Origin of the sequence: Pseudooceanicola marinus, from assembly GCF_020177265.1 — a bacterium.
GTDB classification, from domain to species: domain Bacteria; phylum Pseudomonadota; class Alphaproteobacteria; order Rhodobacterales; family Rhodobacteraceae; genus Pseudooceanicola; species Pseudooceanicola marinus_A.
Genome location: NZ_JAIVMC010000009.1, coordinates 46,648 through 63,442, shown reverse-complemented (window position 1 = coordinate 63,442; position 16,795 = coordinate 46,648). Strand labels below are relative to the sequence as shown.

At 68.3% G+C, this 16,795-nt stretch carries 20 protein-coding genes and 1 pseudogene; 16 read left to right on the top strand and 5 right to left on the bottom strand.

What is annotated here, in order from left to right; all coding sequences use genetic code 11:
* Nucleotide 1: 1 nt before the first annotated feature.
* The 11 genes and pseudogenes from LC066_RS16065 (at nt 2) to LC066_RS16020 (ending at nt 6,377) form a co-directional block, all read left to right on the top strand.
* Nucleotides 2-220 (top strand): hypothetical protein, encoded by a 219-nt coding sequence (locus LC066_RS16065; RefSeq protein WP_224901074.1) that lies wholly within the window; start codon nt 2-4, stop codon nt 218-220.
* The gene (locus tag LC066_RS16060; RefSeq protein ID WP_224901072.1) at nt 217-771 is read left to right on the top strand and encodes a GNAT family N-acetyltransferase; all 555 of its coding nucleotides are present in this window, start codon (nt 217-219) and stop codon (nt 769-771) included. Before LC066_RS16065 ends, LC066_RS16060 begins: the two co-directional genes overlap by 4 nt.
* A gap of 1 nt (nt 772) precedes the next feature.
* Nucleotides 773-1,324 carry a GNAT family N-acetyltransferase gene (locus LC066_RS16055; protein ID WP_224901069.1) on the top strand — a complete coding sequence of 184 codons (552 nt, stop codon included), beginning with the start codon at nt 773-775 and terminating at the stop codon, nt 1,322-1,324.
* Nucleotides 1,321-1,875 carry a GNAT family N-acetyltransferase gene (locus LC066_RS16050; protein WP_224901065.1) on the top strand — a complete coding sequence of 185 codons (555 nt, stop codon included), beginning with the start codon at nt 1,321-1,323 and terminating at the stop codon, nt 1,873-1,875. The genes LC066_RS16055 and LC066_RS16050 overlap by 4 nt, the downstream gene beginning before the upstream one ends.
* Entirely contained in the window at nt 1,872-2,474 is a 603-nt protein-coding gene (locus LC066_RS16045) for a GNAT family N-acetyltransferase (RefSeq protein WP_224901062.1), read from the top strand. The genes LC066_RS16050 and LC066_RS16045 overlap by 4 nt, the downstream gene beginning before the upstream one ends.
* The gene (locus tag LC066_RS16040; protein ID WP_222479966.1) at nt 2,467-2,766 is read left to right on the top strand and encodes a chorismate mutase; all 300 of its coding nucleotides are present in this window, start codon (nt 2,467-2,469) and stop codon (nt 2,764-2,766) included. Before LC066_RS16045 ends, LC066_RS16040 begins: the two co-directional genes overlap by 8 nt.
* A gap of 165 nt (nt 2,767-2,931) precedes the next feature.
* Entirely contained in the window at nt 2,932-3,297 is a 366-nt protein-coding gene (gene rpsP / locus LC066_RS16035; RefSeq protein ID WP_222479964.1) for a 30S ribosomal protein S16, read from the top strand.
* 216 nt (nt 3,298-3,513) lie between these two features.
* Nucleotides 3,514-3,645 carry a hypothetical protein gene (locus LC066_RS21475; protein ID WP_263625143.1) on the top strand — a complete coding sequence of 44 codons (132 nt, stop codon included), beginning with the start codon at nt 3,514-3,516 and terminating at the stop codon, nt 3,643-3,645.
* 64 nt (nt 3,646-3,709) lie between these two features.
* Nucleotides 3,710-4,246 carry a ribosome maturation factor RimM gene (gene rimM / locus LC066_RS16030; RefSeq protein ID WP_224901060.1) on the top strand — a complete coding sequence of 179 codons (537 nt, stop codon included), beginning with the start codon at nt 3,710-3,712 and terminating at the stop codon, nt 4,244-4,246.
* A 143-nt stretch (nt 4,247-4,389) separates the two neighbouring features.
* A pseudogene (trmD, locus tag LC066_RS16025) lies at nt 4,390-5,157 on the top strand (tRNA (guanosine(37)-N1)-methyltransferase TrmD); the annotation flags it as partial.
* A gap of 269 nt (nt 5,158-5,426) precedes the next feature.
* Nucleotides 5,427-6,377, top strand: a complete 951-nt coding sequence (locus LC066_RS16020; RefSeq protein ID WP_224901058.1) for a 2-hydroxyacid dehydrogenase — start codon at nt 5,427-5,429, stop codon at nt 6,375-6,377.
* A 117-nt stretch (nt 6,378-6,494) separates the two neighbouring features.
* On the opposite strand, the gene proS is transcribed toward LC066_RS16020, so the two are convergent.
* Nucleotides 6,495-7,832, bottom strand: coding sequence for a proline--tRNA ligase (proS, locus tag LC066_RS16015; protein ID WP_224901056.1), 1,338 nt, complete (start codon nt 7,830-7,832; stop codon nt 6,495-6,497).
* 156 nt (nt 7,833-7,988) lie between these two features.
* On the opposite strand from proS, the gene LC066_RS16010 reads away from it, so the two are divergent.
* The 4 genes from LC066_RS16010 (at nt 7,989) to LC066_RS15995 (ending at nt 13,650) form a co-directional block, all read left to right on the top strand.
* Complete coding sequence (locus LC066_RS16010) at nt 7,989-9,086, top strand: AI-2E family transporter (RefSeq protein ID WP_224901055.1); 1,098 nt, start codon at nt 7,989-7,991, stop codon at nt 9,084-9,086.
* A gap of 3 nt (nt 9,087-9,089) precedes the next feature.
* Nucleotides 9,090-9,788 carry a DnaA ATPase domain-containing protein gene (locus LC066_RS16005; RefSeq protein WP_224901053.1) on the top strand — a complete coding sequence of 233 codons (699 nt, stop codon included), beginning with the start codon at nt 9,090-9,092 and terminating at the stop codon, nt 9,786-9,788.
* 71 nt (nt 9,789-9,859) lie between these two features.
* Nucleotides 9,860-12,040 (top strand): RNA degradosome polyphosphate kinase, encoded by a 2,181-nt coding sequence (locus tag LC066_RS16000; protein ID WP_224901051.1) that lies wholly within the window; start codon nt 9,860-9,862, stop codon nt 12,038-12,040.
* Nucleotides 12,041-12,096: 56 nt separating this feature from the next.
* On the top strand, nt 12,097-13,650 hold the full coding sequence (locus LC066_RS15995; protein ID WP_224901049.1) for a Ppx/GppA family phosphatase: 1,554 nt from the start codon (nt 12,097-12,099) through the stop codon (nt 13,648-13,650).
* Between the two features lie 72 nt (nt 13,651-13,722).
* Here the strand turns inward: LC066_RS15995 and LC066_RS15990 are convergent, their stop codons facing one another.
* The 3 genes from LC066_RS15990 to LC066_RS15980 all read right to left on the bottom strand — a co-directional run bounded on the left by LC066_RS15990 (nt 13,723) and on the right by LC066_RS15980 (nt 15,502).
* Nucleotides 13,723-14,145, bottom strand: coding sequence for a hypothetical protein (locus LC066_RS15990; protein WP_224901047.1), 423 nt, complete (start codon nt 14,143-14,145; stop codon nt 13,723-13,725).
* A 55-nt stretch (nt 14,146-14,200) separates the two neighbouring features.
* Nucleotides 14,201-14,887, bottom strand: a complete 687-nt coding sequence (locus tag LC066_RS15985; RefSeq protein ID WP_085889394.1) for a molecular chaperone DjiA — start codon at nt 14,885-14,887, stop codon at nt 14,201-14,203.
* Between the two features lie 120 nt (nt 14,888-15,007).
* Nucleotides 15,008-15,502, bottom strand: a complete 495-nt coding sequence (locus LC066_RS15980; protein WP_224901044.1) for a GNAT family N-acetyltransferase — start codon at nt 15,500-15,502, stop codon at nt 15,008-15,010.
* Nucleotides 15,503-15,710: 208 nt separating this feature from the next.
* Here LC066_RS15980 and LC066_RS15975 point away from each other — a divergent pair, with 208 nt between their 5' ends.
* On the top strand, nt 15,711-16,160 hold the full coding sequence (locus LC066_RS15975; RefSeq protein WP_224901042.1) for a cupin domain-containing protein: 450 nt from the start codon (nt 15,711-15,713) through the stop codon (nt 16,158-16,160).
* Between the two features lie 15 nt (nt 16,161-16,175).
* Here the strand turns inward: LC066_RS15975 and LC066_RS15970 are convergent, their stop codons facing one another.
* Entirely contained in the window at nt 16,176-16,715 is a 540-nt protein-coding gene (locus tag LC066_RS15970; RefSeq protein ID WP_222479942.1) for an NADPH-dependent FMN reductase, read from the bottom strand.
* Between the last annotated feature and the right edge of the window lie 80 nt (nt 16,716-16,795).

Here is a 16,795-nt window from a genome sequence, read left to right as displayed (position 1 = left end):
GGTGAGCGGCGCGCTCCTCATATCCGGCGACATCTTCGCGTCGCTTTTCGTCGCCCCGCACCGGGCGGCCCGGCAGGCGCGTCTGCGCCCCGCCACCCATGACCCGCGCGCCACCGCCACCCGCAAGCATCCGCAACTGGACGCAATACCAGCGGATCAGGCGGCCGCCTACGACAAGACCCCCCGGACCCCGGACCACGACCGGGAGGACGCCGCATGATCGCCGTCGCCCCCGCCCGCTGGCCCGAACTGCAGACCGAGCGCCTGCGCCTGGTCTGCCCGGCCTCGCCCGAATTCGATGCCACCGCCGCCTACCTGATGCCCGGCGCCCGGCGCTTCGTCGATCAGCATCCCGACGAGGAAGCCGCCTGGTGGTCGATCGCCACGATCATCGGCCACTGGCACCTGCGCGGCTACGGCCATTTCGCCGTCTGCGAACGCGACACCGGCCTGCAGGTCGGCCTGGTCGGCCCCTGGTATCCGCGCGGCTGGCCGGAGCCGGAACTGTCCTGGCAGCTGCTGGATGGCGCCGAGGGCAAGGGCTATGCCACCGAGGCGGCGCGCGCCGTGCTCAACTGGCTGTTCCAGGATAAGGGCTGGGCATCCTGCATCAGCCTGGTGGACCCGGAAAACGACCGCTCGGTCGCCATGGTCGAACGGCTGGGCGCCCGCGCCGAGGGCATGTTCCATCACCGCATGGCCGGCGAGATGCGCATCTGGCGCCACCTGCCGCGCACCGTCGCGGGCCGCAAGCTGCTGGAGGGGATCTGACATGACGACGCACCTGGCCCCGATCCCCACGCTTCACACCCCCCGGCTGACCTTGCGCGCCCCCGGTGCCCGGGACGCCGAGGCGCTGATGGCTTTCTACGCCTCCGACCGCGCGCGTTTCGTCGGTGGGCCGAAGGATCGCGCCCAGGCCTGGCGCCAGCTGGGCACCGAAATCGGCCATTGGGTCATGCACGGCTACGGCCGCTGGATGGTCGACGTGACCGAAACCGGTGAAACCGTCGGCATGGTCGGCCTTTGGAACCCCGAAGGCTGGCCCGAGCCGGAAATCGGCTGGGACCTGTTCGAGGGGGCCGAGGGCCGCGGCTATGCCACCGAGGCCGCCGAGGCGGCCCGCGCGCATGCCTATGACGTGCTGGGCTGGACCACCGCGATCTCGCTGGTGGACCCGGAAAACCACGGCTCTGCCGCCGTGGCCCGCCGCCTGGGCGCCGCCCCCGATGGCACCTTCACCATGGGCGACCACGAGGTGGTGATCTACCGCCATCCCGGCCCCGACGCGCTGTCGGAAGGCGGGGCGGAGGCTTACGCATGACCGCGCTTGCCACCTGTGCCACCCAACTGCCGATCCCCGTGATCGAGACCGAGCGGCTGGTCCTGCGCGGACCCGAGCCGCAGGATTTCGACGTGATCGAGACCTTCCTGGCCGATGCCGACCGCTCGCAGTACATCGGCGGCCCCGTGACCGACCGCGACCAGGTCTGGCGCGGCTTCCTGTCCACGATCGGCCACTGGATGTGGCGCGGCTACGGCATGTGGACCCTGGCCGAGAAGGCCAGCGGCGCAACCGTGGGCCGCGTCGGCCTCATCAACCACCTGCAGTGGGACGAGCCGGAAATCGGCTGGCATGTCTTCGCGGGCTTCGAGGGCAAGGGCTACGCCCATGAAGCCGCCCTGGCCGCCCGCCAGCACGCCGCCGATCATTTCGGGCTGGATCGCCTGATCTCCTACATCGACCCGGCAAATGCCCGGTCGCGCGCCCTGGCCGAACGGCTGGGCGCCGTGGTCGAACGCGAACGCCACGAGTTCTATGGCACCACCGTGCTGGTCTACCGCCACCCCGCCGTGGCGAAGGAGGCCGCATGAGTTTCCAGATCCCCGTCATCGAAACCGAACGGCTGGTGCTGCGCGGGCCCGAACCGCAGGACTACCCGAATTTCAAGCATGCCTTCAGCTCCTACCGCTCGCGCTTCATCGGCGGGCCGCTGAATGCCTATGACACCTGGATGCTCTACGCCGCCGAGATCGGCCATTGGCAGATCCGCGGCTATGGCATGTGGATGATCCACGACCGTGCCACCGACAAGACCCTGGGCATGGCCGGCGGCTGGAAACCCGCCTCCTGGCCGGAGCCGGAGCTGGCCTGGATCATCTGGCCCGAGACCGCCGGCAAGGGCTATGCGCTGGAAGCGACCCATGCGGCGCGGCGCCACTTCTACGACCAGCTGGGGTGGGAGGGCGCGGTGTCCTACGTGGACCCCAAGAACCTCGCCTCGATCCGGCTCTGCGAACGGCTTGGCGCCAAGCGCGACACGGAGGCGGCCACGGTGGACGGCAACGAACACTGCTATCGCCACCCTTCGCCCGCCGCGCTGAACAACAGCCAGATCTCCGACGGGATCGAGCTGGAAATCCGGTCCTACATGGACCCGCTTTTCAAACCGAAAGGATACGCCCTTGACTGATGATGTCACGGCCCGCGCGGCCGAGGTGCTCAAAGGCCACCGGGCCTCGATCGACCGCCTGGATGCGATCCTCGTCTACACCCTGGGGGAGCGGTTCAAGCACACCCAGGCCGTGGGGAAACTGAAGGCCGAACATGACCTTCCCCCCTCGGACCCCAATCGCGAGGCCGTACAGATCGCACGCCTCGAAGAGCTCGCGAAGGAAGCGGACCTCGATCCCGAATTCGCGAAGAAATTCCTGAATTTCATCATTCAGGAGGTGATCCGGCATCACCGGCAGCACCAGGGCTGAACGGCCCAGACCGGACCGGCAGGCCCCGCGCCCGCGGCCCGGAAAGACCCGGCGGAAAACCCGCCATCCGAACCCGGCGGCCCCGGCCGCCCCTCTCATCCGGCGCCTCGCGCCGCCAACCCCTCCGGCGCCCCGCGCCGAACCGCCATTTGAAGGAGAAAACCAATGGCCATGAAGATCCGTCTCGCCCGTGGTGGCTCGAAGAAGCGCCCCCACTATTCCGTCGTCGCCGCCGACTCGCGCATGCCGCGTGACGGCCGCTTCATCGAGAAGCTGGGTACCTACAACCCGCTCCTGCCCAAGGACAGCGAAGACCGCGTCAAGCTGAACATGGAGCGCGTGCAGTACTGGCTGGACCACGGCGCCCAGCCGACCGACCGCGTGTCCCGCTTCCTGGAAGCCGCCGGCGTCCTGGAGAAGAAAGAGCGTGCCAACCCCAAGAAGGGCACCCCGGGCAAGGCCGCGCAGGAACGCGCCGCCGCCAAGGCAGAGAAAGAAGCCGCCGCTTCCGAGGAAGCCGCAGCCGAGTGATCGGTCTGTGCGCGGGTCACGGACCCGCGCAACAGCTTCGGGGCCGGTGCCATCATGGCGCCGGCCCTTTTCTTTTCCGCCTTGTCACGGGCCGGCGAGGCCCCGCCCAGGGCAGGTCTTTTTCCGCCGCTGCCATTTTTCCGTCGTGATTGCGCCCTAGCTCTGCGGGCAGACGCGGCCCCCCGGGGGCCCGCCATTGCCGCTGCGGACCCTGGAATGATCTTTCGTCTCTTTCGCCTGCCCATCCTTCTCGGCCTCGCCTTCCTGGCCGGCATCGTCTACGAACGCGACCGAGTGGCGCAGGAGTGCCAGGCCAATCCGGATCTTCTCGCGGAGCGCCTGTGCTAGTATCCTGCCCGGCACCACGCGCCGCGGCCTCGTGCCACGGCCCCTGCCAAGGTAAGACACGCGCATGACGACAGACCAAGAGCCCCAGAGCAACGCCGCCCCCGACCTGATCTGCCTCGGTGCCATCGCCGGCGCCTACGGCGTGCGCGGCGAGGTGCGGCTGAAAAGCTTCTGCGCCGAGCCGGAGGCGATCGCCGACTACACCCCGCTGACCTCCGAGGATGGCCGCCAGAGCTATGCCGTCACCCTGACCCGGCCGATCAAGAACGGCTTCGCCGCCCGCCTGCCGGGGGTGGAGACGAAGGAGGAGGCGGATGCGCTGAAGGGGCTGCGCCTGTTCGCGCCGCGCGACCGCCTGCCGGCCCTGCCCGATGACGAGTTCTACCACGCCGACCTGATCGGCCTGACCGTGGTCGACACCGGCGGCACCGAGCTGGGCAAGGTGCGCGCGGTGATGGACCACGGCGCCGGCGACCTGCTGGAGATCGCGGCCCCGGGCGCCTCGGCCACCGTGCTGCTGCCCTTCACCCGAGAGGCGGTGCCGACCGTCGATCTGGACGCGCGCCGCATCGTCGCGGATCCGCCCGAGGGGCTTTTCTGACCCGCGCTTGCGCCCGGCTCCGCTGTCGCGCCGTGAGTATTTCCGGCCATCGTATGGGAGGGGCGCGGCGCGGGTGCGGCGCCCGCCCGCTTGATCCCCGCCGCCCCGCCGCCTAGAGACGGGCGGAACTGGAGAGAGTGCCGATGACCCTGAAATCCCATGGCCGCAAGAGCATCAGCGCGACCCTGAAGCCGCGCAGCCTGATGGACGAACCCGAAACCCTGGCGGGTGTCTGGACGGCGCAGGTCATCACCCTGCTGCCCCAGGCCTTTCCGGGTCTTCTGGGCGAAAGCCTGACCGGCAAGGCCCTGAAGGACGGGCTGTGGCAGTTGCAGACGGTGAACCTGCGCGAACACGGGCTGGGCAAGCATCGCAACGTCGATGACACGCCGGCCGGCGGCGGCGCGGGCATGGTCCTGCGCGCCGACGTGATGGAAAGCGCCATCGCCGAGGCCCGGCCCCGCGCGCGCGGCCACCATCCGCTGGTCTACCTCTCCCCCCGCGGACGCCGTTTCGATCAGCAGATGGCCCGCGACTGGGCGCGCGGCGACGGGGTGACCCTGATCTGCGGCCGCTTCGAGGGGCTGGACGAGCGCGTGATCGAACATTTCGGCATCCAGGAGGTCTCGCTGGGCGATTTCGTCATGACCGGGGGCGAGCCCGCGGCCCTGGCCATGCTGGACGCCACCGTGCGCCTGCTGCCGGGCGTGCTGGGCAATGCCGCCTCCACCGAGGAGGAGAGTTTCTCCGAGGGGCTGCTGGAGCATCCGCAGTACACCCGCCCGCCGGAATGGCAGGGCCGCGAGATCCCCGAGGTCATCATGTCCGGCCACCACGGCGAGATCGCCAAGTGGCGCCGCCGCATGGCGGAGGAGATCACCCGCGCCCGCCGCCCCGATCTCTGGGCTGCCACGCGCGAGGCACTGCTGGACGATGCGGTGCGCCAGGTGCGCGACGCCGAGAGCCTGGCCGCCTTCCTCGACGCCGAGGCGCCGGAGTTGCAGGGGCTGGCCGAGGCCCTGCGCAACCGTGGCACCGAGGCGCCCCTGCCCGCCGATCCCTACCGCGCCCTGGCGCAGCTGGTGCGGCAAAGCCGCGGCTGACACCGCCGCGCGCGGCGAGGTGTTTGGCACTTCCTTCCGCCCCTGCTAGCTTTCGCGGCAACAGGAAAGGAAGCCCCATGATCAACGTCCTCTTCGCCGCGACCCAAGCCCGCTGGAGCGAATACGAGGCCCCCCTCACCGCCGCCTTTGCCGACCGCGCCCTGGCCGTCGACCTGCGTACCGATTTCGCCCCCGACGCCTTCGCGCCGGAGGAGGTCGATTACATCATCTACGCGCCCAATTCCGACGTGCAGGACTTCACCCCCTACACCCGCTGCAAGGCCGTGCTGAACCTCTGGGCCGGGGTGGAGGCCATCGTCGGCAACCAGACCCTGACCCAGCCGCTGTGCCGCATGGTCGACCACGGGCTGACCCGGGGCATGGTGGAATGGGTGACGGGCCACGCCCTGCGCCACCACCTGCACATCGACCATTTCCTGGCCCACCAGGACGGCGACTGGGAGGGGGCGAAACTGATCCCGCCGCTGGCCGAGGAACGCCCCGTCACCGTGCTCGGCCTGGGCGAGCTGGGCACCGCCTGCGCGCAGTCGCTGGCACAGATGGGGTTCCCGGTGACCGGCTGGTCGCGCACGCAGAAGGACATCGAGGGGCTGACCTGCCTGTCAGGCATCGACGGTCTGGCAAAGGCGCTCTCCACCGCGCAGATCCTGGTGCTGCTGCTGCCGCTGACGGAGGAAACGACGGATCTTCTGGACGCCACCCGCCTGGAACAGCTGCCCGAGGGCGCGGTGATCCTGAATCCCGGGCGCGGGCCGCTGATCGTCGATGACGCGCTGCTGGCCGCGCTGGACAGAGGGCATCTGCGCCATGCCACGCTGGATGTCTTCCGCGAGGAGCCGCTGCCCGCCGCGCATCCCTTCTGGTCGCACCCGAAGGTCACGGTCTGCCCGCATATCGCCTCGGAAACCCGGCCCCTGACCGCCTCGCGCATCATCGCCGACAACGTGGCCCGCGGCGAGGCCGGGCAGGACTTCCTCTTCGAGGTCGACCGCAGCCAGGGCTACTGAGGCCGGTTCCGGGACCGGCGGCGACCGTCACGTCCGTCCTCAAGCACGAAGGGGCGGCCCCTTACGGCGCCGCCCCTCCCATCCGATAGCCGGAAATACTCCGGCGCCAGGCCAGCCCTACAGCCCGGCGTAGATTCCGGCGATCTTCTCGATGGCCGCCTCGGGCGCCATTTCCTCGCTTTCGCCGGTGCGGCGCGAGGTGACCTCGACCACACCGTTCTTCAGCCCGCGCGGGCCGACGGTGATCCGCCAGGGCAGGCCGATCAGGTCCATGGTGGCGAACTTGCCGCCGGCGCGTTCGTCGCGGTCATCGTAGAGCGGCTCCAGCCCCTTGGCTTCAAGGGCCTTGTAGAGGCTATCGCAGGCCGCGTCGGCCTCCGCATCGCCGGTCTTCAGGTTGACGATGCCAACGTGGAAGGGCGTGACGCCCTCGGGCCAGATGATGCCCTTGTCGTCGTGGTTGGCCTCGATGATCGCACCGATCAGGCGGCTGACGCCGATCCCGTGGGAGCCCATGTGCACCGGCACCTGCTTGCCATCGGGACCCTGCACCGTGGCGCCCATGGCCTCGGAATACTTGGTGCCGAAGTAGAAGATCTGGCCGACCTCGATGCCGCGCGCCACGCGGCGGCGATCCTCGGGGACCTCGGCGAAGACCGCCTCGTCATGGGTCTCGTCGGTGCGGGCATAGCGGGAGGTGAATTCCTGCATCACCGCCTCGCACTGTTCATGCGAATCGTAGTCGATCTGGCGGTCGCCGAAAGTCAGCTCGGTGATCTCGCTGTCGTAGAAGACCTCCGACTCGCCCGTTTCCGCCAGTACCAGGAACTCGTGCGTGTTCTCGCCGCCGATCGGGCCACTATCGGCGCGCATCGGGATCGCCTGCAGGCCCATGCGTTCATAGGTGCGCAGGTAGCTGACCAGGTGGCGGTTGTAGGCGTGCAGCGCATCTTCCTTGGTCAGGTCGAAGTTGTAGCCATCCTTCATGTAGAATTCGCGGCCCCGCATCACGCCGAAGCGCGGGCGGATCTCGTCGCGGAACTTCCACTGGATCTGGTACAGCGTCAGCGGCAGATCCTTGTAGGAGCGGACGTAGCTGCGGAAGATGTCGGTGATCGCTTCCTCGTTGGTCGGACCATAGAGCATGTCGCGGTCCTGACGGTCGCGGATGCGCAGCATCTCGGGGCCGTAGGCATCGTAACGCCCCGATTCCTTCCACAGGTCGGCCGATTGCAGCGTCGGCATCTGCAGCGGGATGTGCCCGGCCTTCTGCTGTTCCTCGTGGACGATATTCTCCAGCTTGCGCAGGATCTTGAAGCCCATGGGGAGCCAGTAGTAGATGCCCGCGCTGGCCTGCTTGATCATGCCGGCCCGCAGCATCAGGCGGTGGCTGGCGATCTGCGCCTCGGCGGGAGTCTCCTTCAGAACGGGCAGGAAATAGCGGGACAGACGCATTGTGGCCTCTCTGGTTGGGTCGCGCCATGGTGTATTGAATGCCGTCCGCCCGGGCAATGCCCTATCCCGCCGATCGGCGGTCGATCGGGCCGATCAGTGCTTGAAAAATACCCCCTGCAGGGTGAGATAAGGGCGTGACCCACCCGGAGGAAGACCTTGGCCCTGCCCGTGCGCAAACAGATGAAGTACTGGGGCGTCGCCGCAGCGGTGTTCCTCCTGGCCATGTGGTGGCTGGGGGATGTCATCATGCCCTTCCTGCTGGGCATGGCCATTGCCTATTTCCTTGATCCTGTCGCCGACCGGCTGGAAAGCTGGGGCACCTCGCGCGCGGCGGCCACCGCGATCATCACCCTGGGCGCATTGCTGATCTTCATCCTGGGCGCCCTGCTGGTGCTGCCGGTGGCGATCAACCAGGCGCTGGACCTGTTCGACACGGCGCCGCAGCTGTTCCAGAACCTGCAACGGTTCCTGACCGAACGCTTTCCCGACCTGACCGAGGAAGGCTCCGTCCTGCGCCAGTCGCTGTCGGCCGTGGGCGAGACGATCCAGTCGAAGGGCGGCGAGCTGCTGAACACCGCGCTCAGCTCCGTGGGCTCGCTGATCTCCATCGTGACGCTCTTCGTGATCGTGCCGGTGGTGGCCTTCTACCTGCTCTACGACTGGGACAACATGGTGGCCGAGGTCGACAGCCTGCTGCCGCGTGAACATGCCGACACGATCCGCGGCCTGGCCCGCGACATCGACCGGTCGATGGCCGGGTTCATCCGCGGCATGGGGTCGGTCTGCCTGATCCTGGGCACCTACTACGCCGGGGCGCTGATGCTCGCGGGGCTGAACTTCGGCCTGGTGATCGGGGTCGTGGCGGGGCTGCTGACCTTCATCCCCTACGTGGGTGCGCTAACCGGCGGTGTCCTGGCCATCGGGCTGGCTCTGTTCCAGTTCTGGGGCGACTGGCTGTCCATCGGGCTGGTCACCGGCATCTTCGTGCTGGGCCAGGTGATCGAGGGCAATTTCCTGACGCCGAAACTGGTGGGGTCTTCCGTCGGGCTGCACCCCGTATGGCTGATCTTCGCGCTGTCCGTCTTCGGCTCTCTCTTCGGTTTCGTCGGCATGCTGGCCGCCGTGCCTCTGGCCGCGGCCATCGGCGTCATCGCCCGTTTCGTCGTCGGCCAATACAAGCAGAGCAAGCTGTACAGAGGCGTCAACGAAGACCCCTGGGACACGGCGCCGGTCCGCGACACCACGCAGGACTGAGCGATGACCGATCACCAGAAGCCGCTGGACCTGCGAATCCCGCCAGGCCGGATGAGCCGCGAGGATTTCATCCTGGGCAGCCCCAACCAGATGGCCTTTGCCATGCTGGAAAGCTGGCCCGAGGGCTGGAGCGCGCGGAAGATGGCCCTGATCGGGCCGCGCGGATCAGGCAAGACCCATCTGACCCATATCTGGGCGACCCGGGCCGAGGCCACGCTGCTGAATGCTGCTGACCTGCCCCGGGCGGACGTGCCCGCCCTGGCCCGCGGGTCCGTCGCCGTGGAGGACGTGCCGAAGATCGCCGGGGACCGGGCGGCGGAGGAGGCGCTCTTTCACCTGCACAACCTCGTTCTGGCCGAGGGCAACACCCTGCTGGTGACCGCCGACACGGCCCCCGCCCGCTGGCCGCTGGTCATCCCCGACCTGGCCAGCCGCATGCAGGCCTGCCCGGCGGTGACCCTGGCCGCCCCCGATGATGCGCTTCTGGGCGCCTTGCTGGGCAAGTTCTTTGCCGACCGTCAGGTGATCCCCCACCCCGACGTCATCCCCTACCTGCTGCGCCGCATCGAACGCTCCTTCACCGCCGCGCAACGCATCGCCGCCGCGCTGGATGCGCAATCCCTGGCCGAGCAGCGCCCGGTCACGCGCGCCATGGCCGCCCGCGTACTGGAGCGTCTGGCGGAGGCGACCGATCGCGCCTAGACTGTGGCAGGAGACCCGATTTTTCCCGCGACCCGCGAAAAATCGTTACATTTGTACCCGATGCAGGTGCCATGATCGACGCAGACTTTTTGAACCAGCCCACCCCCGTCCCCGTTGCCATGCCAGAGCTCGACCCGACCGGCCCCGGCCGGTTCTACAACCGTGAGCTCAGCTGGCTGGGGTTCAACTGGCGGGTGCTGGAAGAGGCGGAAAACCCTTCGGTGCCGCTGCTGGAACGGCTGCGGTTCCTGTCGATCAGCGCCAACAACCTGGATGAATTCTACACCGTCCGCGTGGCCGGTCTGCGCGAACTGGCCAAGGCCGGCAACACCAACCCCGCCGCCGACGGGATGACCCCCGCCGAACAGCTGGTGAAGATCAACGAGGACGCCCGCAACCTGCTGGAACACCAGCAGACGGTGCTGCCGGATCTGCGCCGCCTGATGGCCGTGGAAGAGATGCACATCCTCAGCCGCGACGACCTGACCGATGCCGACCGGGACTACCTGGGCGACATCTTCCTGACCCGGATCTTTCCGGTGCTCTCGCCGCTGGCCATCGACCCGGCGCATCCCTTCCCCTTCATCCCCAACCTCGGCTTCTCCCTGGCCCTGCAGCTGGAGCGCAAGCGCGACCGCCGGCCCCTGCAGGCGCTGCTGCCGATTCCCCATCAGATCGACCGTTTCCTGCGCCTGCCCGCCCCTGAGGGCGCGCTGCGCTTCGTGCCGCTGGAAGAGGTGCTGCTGGTCTTCCTCGACCGGCTGTTCCCGGGTTACCGCGACACCGGCCACTGCACCTTCCGTGTGCTGCGCGACAGCGACCTGGAGATCGAGGAAGAGGCCGAGGATCTGGTGCGCGAGTTCGAGACGGCCCTGAAGCGCCGCCGCCGCGGCGAGGTGGTGCGGCTGAAGATGTCCGCCGGGGCGCCGGAGCAGCTGAAACGGGTCATCAAGCGCGAGCTGCGGGTGATCGAGGACGAGGTGATCGAGGTCGACGGGCTGATCGGCATCGCCTCCCTGTCCGAGCTGGTGATCGACGACCGGCCCGAACTGCTGTGGCCGAAGTTCACCCCGCGCGTGCCCGAACGGGTGCAGGACCACGACGGCGACATGTTCGCCGCGATCCGACAGAAGGACATGCTTCTGCACCACCCCTATGAGACCTTTGACATGGTGGTGCGTTTCCTCAAGCAGGCGGCGCAGGATCCGGACGTCGTGGCGATCAAGCAGACGCTCTATCGCACGTCAAAGAATTCGCCCATCACCGAGGCGCTCTGCGAGGCCGCAGAGGAGGGCAAGTCGGTCACCGCGCTGGTCGAGCTGAAGGCGCGCTTCGACGAGGCCGCCAACATCCAGCAGAGCCGCGTGCTGGAACGCGCCGGCGCCCATGTGGTCTACGGCTTCGTCGATTGGAAAACCCACGCCAAGATCTCCACCGTGGTCCGCCGCGAGGGGCAGGACCTGGTGACCTATTCCCACTACGGCACCGGCAACTATCACCCGATCACCGCGCGGATCTACACGGACCTGTCGTTCTTCACCTGTGACGCGGGCCTGGGGCGCGACGCGGCACGGGTGTTCAACTATCTCTCGGGCTATGCGCAGCCGGAGAAGCTTGAAAACCTGTCGATTTCGCCGCTGACCCTGAAATCCGACCTGATCCGCATGATCGGGGACGAGGCGGAACACGCGAAGGCCGGCCGGCCGGCGGCGATCTGGGCCAAGATGAACTCTCTGATCGAACCGGACGTGATCGACGCGCTCTACGCCGCAGGTCAGGCCGGGGTGAAGATCGACCTGGTGATCCGCGGCATCTGCGGGCTGCGTCCGGGCATCGAGGGGCTGTCGCCCAACATCCGGGTGAAATCCATCGTCGGGCGCTTCCTGGAACATTCGCGCATCGTCTGTTTCGGCAATGGCGGCGGCCTGCCGTCGGACGGGGCGCGGGTCTTCTTCTCCTCCGCCGACTGGATGGGACGCAACCTGAACCGCCGGGTGGAGACGCTGGTGGAATGCAAGACCCAGACCGTGAAGGACCAGATCGTGCGGCAGATCATGGCCGCCAACCTGCACGACACCGACCAGAGCTGGGTGATGCAGCCCGACGGCCGTTTCCTTCGGGCCGATCGTCCCGAAGATGGAACCGCCTTCAACTGCCACAGGTTCTTCATGGAGAACCCCTCGCTTTCGGGTCGTGGGTCTGCGGGGGCCTCCGACGTGCCGCATCTGACCCATGATCGATCCGCCGGTTGACCCGGGCCCGCAGCTTTGCGCATAACAGACCAGAAATACCCGGGAGTCCGCCAGTGATGGATGGGGATAACCAGCCAAGCGTTTCCGACTGGGGGCCCTTCGGGCGCCCGCTTTTCGACAACCCGGAGGCGCGCGCGCTCAGCCGGGTCGGCGTGGTCGACGTCGGCTCGAACTCTGTCCGCCTCGTGGTGTTCGACGGCGCGGCGCGCAGCCCGGCCTACTTCTACAACGAAAAGATCATGTGCGGCCTGGGCGCCGGCCTGTCCGAGACGGGGCGGCTGAACCCCGAGGGGCGCAAGCGCGCGCTGGCGGCGATCCATCGCTTCCAGCTGCTGGCGCAGGGCATGGATGCCACGCCGCTGTCGGCCGTGGCGACGGCGGCCGTCCGCGACGCCGAGGACGGACCCGATTTCGCCGCCCAGGTGGAACGCCAGACCGGCATCCGCCTGCATGTCATCGACGGCCAGGAAGAGGCGCGGCTGTCGGCGCAGGGCGTGTTGCTGGGCTGGCCCGGCTCCTATGGCCTCGTCTGCGACATCGGCGGATCGTCGATGGAACTGGCGCGGATCAACGACGGGCGCGTCGGCGACCGCGAGACCTCGCCCCTGGGTCCGCTGAAGCTGGCCGATGTGAAGGGCGGCAAGAAGGGGCGCCGCGCCTACATCAAGGCCGAGATCGACACGCTGACCGAGACGATCCCCGCCGACCGCAACCGCCTGTTCCTGGTGGGCGGGTCCTGGCGGGCCATCGCGCGGATCGACATGGAACGGCGCGGCTATCCGCTGCACGTGCTGCACGAATACCGCATGACCGCAAAGACGGTGCGCGACACCGTGGCCTGGATCGCCAAGCAGGACCCGGAGGCGCTGCGCAAGCGCTGTTCCCTGTCCTCCACCCGCATGGGGCTGGTGCCCATGGCCTCGGAAGTGCTGTTGGAGCTGGTGAAACGCTACAAGCCGCATGACATTGCGGTGTCGTCCTACGGGATTCGCGAGGGGCTGCTGTATGAACAGATGCCGCAGCACCTGCGCGACCGCGATCCACTGATCGAAAGCTGCCGCTTCGCGGAACAGAAGGACGCGCGCCTGCCGGGCTTTGGCCGCACGCTCTACACCTTCATCCAGCCGCTGTTCAAATCCGCCAAGCCCGAGCGGCTGCGCCTGGTAAAGGCCGCCTGCCTGCTGCACGACGTGACCTGGCGCGCCCATCCCGACTACCGCGCCGAGGTCTGTTTCGACAATGCCACCCGCGCGAACCTCGGCGGGCTTAAGCATGCCGAGCGGGTCTTCCTGGGCCTGGCGCTGCTGCACCGCTACCGCAACCGGCGCGAGGGCACGGCCTTCGAAGAGCTGTACGACCTGCTGACGGAAGAGGAACAGCAGCAAGCCGAGATCCTGGGCAAGGCCATGCGTTTCGGTGCCATGCTCTGGCCTGAGCGGGACGGAGAGATCGGCGAGCTGCGCTGGTTCCCGAAGAAGAAGGTGCTGGAGCTGAAGATGGCCGAGGCCCATTGGCCGTTGTTCGGGGAGGTGGCCGAGGCGCGCTTCCGCTCTCTGGCCTCCTCGCTGAAGGCCGAGGTGTCTCTGAAGCTGGGCCCGACGCGGAGCTGAGAGGCTGAGGGCTGTCGGCCCCGTCGCCACCGGACTTGACCGATGGATCGGGGACCGACGCGGCGCGCTGGATCAGAGGTCGATGGAGCCGTCGGGGTTTTCGCCGGGCACCGGCGGGGCGTAGCGGGGGGCATCGTCGCGGCGCTTGATCAGGATGTCGCCATTGGGCAGCACCGTAGGCGCCTCGTAGTTCGCCAGGTCGCCCACCTTCGACAGGGCATCTGCCATGGCAGGCCCCATGCGCATCACGAAATCGCGGATCTTCGGCGCGGCCTCCTCGGCCGCCTCGCCCATGTCGTCCAGCGTGTCGTCGAGGCCGCCGGAGAGCCCTTCCATCAGCAGTCGCAGGCCCTCGCGCATCAAGGCGCCGTTATCGCCGCCCTCCTCGGTCGCCGAGTCGTCGGATTGCGACCCGGGCGGCGCCTCCTGGGCGATCAGCGGCAGGGGGGCAGCCAGAGACAGGCAGATCAGCGGGGCAAGCAGCGTCTGTTTCATACCCCAGATATAGGGCAGCCGCGTGACATCTCAAAGACCGCCTGCGGCGCGGCGCTCAGTGGGCCGTATCCCGCGCCTGGATCTCCTCCCAGGCGGCGTTGATGTCGATCATCCGCTTTTCCGCCATCTTCACCGCCTCTTCGGGCACGCCGCGCGCCAGCATCCGGTCGGGGTGGCTTTCGCGCACCGCCTCGCGCCAGGCGGCGCGGGCCTGTTCGATGCTGGCATCGGGCGGCAGGCCCAGCACGGCGAAGGGATCGGGCCGGGCATCGGGCACGAAACGCGATCGGGCACGGCGGAACTGCCCCTCGCCGAGGCCGAAGATTTCGGCCACGCGTTTCAGGAAGGCATCCTCGGCCTCATGGTATTCGCCATCGGCCACGGCAATGGCAAAGAGGCCCTCCATCAGATCGCAAAGCACAGGGCTTTCGGGGCCGAACATGCGGGCGATGCGGGCGGCGTAATCCTCGAACCCCGCCACGTCCTGGCGCGCCATGTTGAAGACCCGCGCGGCGCCGGCCTCATCCTCGGGCGGGATGCGGAAGACCTCGCGGAAGGCCGTGACCTCGTTGCGGGTCACCAGGCCATCGGCCTTGGCCATCTTGGCGCCAAGGGCGATGACGGCGATGGTGAAGGCGACGGAGCGTTCGGGGGGCGTGCGCAGGCGATCGAAGACCGCCGACAGCGCTTCGCCCTTTGCCAGCGCCTGCAGCGCCTCCATTATGCGGGACCAGATGGACATGGACGCGATCCTAGCCTGCTTCGCCCCGATTGTCCCGAGGCCCCGCGGGGATTTGAAGGGTGTTACAGCGGGGCGTTCCGTCGCGCCCCCTTTGGTCGGTCCGCCTCCAGGAACAAGAGCTCAGAGGATCTTCTGCATCAGCACCAGGTCGTGCCACTGGTCGAACTTGCGGCCCACCTGGGGCATGCGGCCGGTGATCTCGAATCCCATGGCCTCGTGGAAGGCGATGCTGGCGGCGTTGTCGGCGGTGATCGCCCCCACCAGGACGTGCTGGCCGGCGGCACGGGCGTGATCCTCCAGCGCCTGCATCAGGGCCCGCCCGGCGCCGCGGCCCGCCGCCGCCGCGGTCAGCATGATCGTGTGTTCCATCGTGTGGCGGTAACCGTCGTTGGGCCGGAACTGATCATAGGTGGCATAGCCCAGCACCACGCCCCCCTCCTCGGCGACGAAGCTGCCCCGGCCAAGGGCGGCGCGGCCCTCGAAATAGCCGCCCATTGCGGCGGCGTCCTTTTCCACCGCGCTGAGAGAGACGGTGGTGTGGCGCACGTAGTGGCTGAATATCTCGGCCAGCGCGGCGTGGTCGCGCGGTTCGACAGGGCGAATGGTGAGGGACATGGGAGAGCTCCGGACAGGTCGTGGCGGAGTTGTCCCGCGCGCGGCCGGGGAAGGCAAGGGGCCGCCCCCCGCAGGGCCGCACCATGGCGGGGGCAGTGCCTGCGCGCTGATCACCTGCGCGAACCCGGATCGCGGATCACGCCCTGCCCTCTGGCCTTCGCCGCCGCGAATGGCGTTACTCGGCCCGGGCCGGCAGAAGGAGAGCAGGATGACCACCGCGGCAGAGCTGATCGAGACGCTGGGGCTGACACCCCATCCCGAGGGCGGATGGCACAGCGACACATGGCAGCCGGACTGGGGCGACGGGCGGCCCGGCATCTCGGCGATCTACTATCTGCTGGATGAGGGGCAGAGCTGCCACTGGCACCGGATCGACTGCGACGAGACCTGGTACTGGCACGCGGGCCATCCGCTGCGCTGTTCGGTTGCGGCGGGCGATCACGACAGGCCGGTGGACAGCTGGCTGGGGATCGACGTGAGCCGGGGCCAGCGGCCCAGCCATTTCATCCCGCGTCACGCCTGGCAGGCGGCCTTTGCCGACCAGGGCTGGGTGCTGGTGTCCTGCGTGGTCTCCCCCGCCTTCACCTTCGACGGGTGGGAGCTGGCGCCCGAAGGCTGGGCGCCGGGGCCCCAGGCAAGCGCCCTGCCCCGGAGCTGACCGGCCTGCCAACGATCAGTCGAGGGCGGCGGCGAAGCCGGCCATGAAATCGCCGACGCGGCGGCGCGTATCCTCGTCGGTCAGCTGACCCTTGTCGTCGAACTTGTCCTTCGCACGGCCAACCATCAGGCGCCCCTCGAACCAGGGTTGGGTGCCCAGGGTGCGCAGCACCGGCAGCCAGTGGTTCTGCGCCATGATCGCCCCCGTCGCCATGGGCGAGGCGCCCATCAGGGCAACCCACTTGCCCTTGAAGAGATCGGCACCGGGGCCAGAGGCCATCCAGTCGATGGCGTTCTTGAAGGGGCCGGGGATGCCATTGTTGTATTCGGGTGTGACCAGCAGCAGCGCATCCGCTGCCTCCAGCGCCGCGCGCAGATCCAGAACGGGCTGCGGCGTGCCCTCGGCCTCCAGGTCGGCATCGTAAAGAGGCACGCCGTGAATGCCCTGCACATCCACCTCAGTGCCCTCAGGCGCCAGCTCGGCGGCTGCGCGCAGCAGGCCGGCGTTGAAGGAGGCGCGGCGCAGCGAGCCGGAAATGCCGAGGATGCGGGTCATGGAAATCTCTCCTTGGAAACAGTTGCCCCAAGGATGGTGCGGCGACGGGCCCGATCAAGGCCCGTCACCGTCTTTTCACA

Bases quoted from the DNA above. Each gene is read 5' to 3' on its own strand.
- LC066_RS16060 (WP_224901072.1), top strand. From the start codon at position 217: ATGATCGCCGTCGCCCCCGCCCGCTGGCCCGAACTGCAGACCGAGCGC.
- LC066_RS16055 (WP_224901069.1), top strand. From the start codon at position 773: ATGACGACGCACCTGGCCCCGATCCCCACGCTTCACACCCCCCGGCTG.
- LC066_RS16050 (WP_224901065.1), top strand. From the start codon at position 1,321: ATGACCGCGCTTGCCACCTGTGCCACCCAACTGCCGATCCCCGTGATC.
- LC066_RS16045 (WP_224901062.1), top strand. From the start codon at position 1,872: ATGAGTTTCCAGATCCCCGTCATCGAAACCGAACGGCTGGTGCTGCGC.
- rpsP (WP_222479964.1), top strand. From the start codon at position 2,932: ATGGCCATGAAGATCCGTCTCGCCCGTGGTGGCTCGAAGAAGCGCCCC.
- LC066_RS21475 (WP_263625143.1), top strand. From the start codon at position 3,514: ATGATCTTTCGTCTCTTTCGCCTGCCCATCCTTCTCGGCCTCGCCTTC.
- rimM (WP_224901060.1), top strand. From the start codon at position 3,710: ATGACGACAGACCAAGAGCCCCAGAGCAACGCCGCCCCCGACCTGATC.
- LC066_RS16020 (WP_224901058.1), top strand. From the start codon at position 5,427: ATGATCAACGTCCTCTTCGCCGCGACCCAAGCCCGCTGGAGCGAATAC.
- proS (WP_224901056.1), bottom strand. From the start codon at position 7,832: ATGCGTCTGTCCCGCTATTTCCTGCCCGTTCTGAAGGAGACTCCCGCC.
- LC066_RS16005 (WP_224901053.1), top strand. From the start codon at position 9,090: ATGACCGATCACCAGAAGCCGCTGGACCTGCGAATCCCGCCAGGCCGG.
- LC066_RS16000 (WP_224901051.1), top strand. From the start codon at position 9,860: ATGATCGACGCAGACTTTTTGAACCAGCCCACCCCCGTCCCCGTTGCC.
- LC066_RS15995 (WP_224901049.1), top strand. From the start codon at position 12,097: ATGGATGGGGATAACCAGCCAAGCGTTTCCGACTGGGGGCCCTTCGGG.
- LC066_RS15990 (WP_224901047.1), bottom strand. From the start codon at position 14,145: ATGAAACAGACGCTGCTTGCCCCGCTGATCTGCCTGTCTCTGGCTGCC.
- LC066_RS15985 (WP_085889394.1), bottom strand. From the start codon at position 14,887: ATGTCCATCTGGTCCCGCATAATGGAGGCGCTGCAGGCGCTGGCAAAG.
- LC066_RS15980 (WP_224901044.1), bottom strand. From the start codon at position 15,502: ATGTCCCTCACCATTCGCCCTGTCGAACCGCGCGACCACGCCGCGCTG.
- LC066_RS15975 (WP_224901042.1), top strand. From the start codon at position 15,711: ATGACCACCGCGGCAGAGCTGATCGAGACGCTGGGGCTGACACCCCAT.
- LC066_RS15970 (WP_222479942.1), bottom strand. From the start codon at position 16,715: ATGACCCGCATCCTCGGCATTTCCGGCTCGCTGCGCCGCGCCTCCTTC.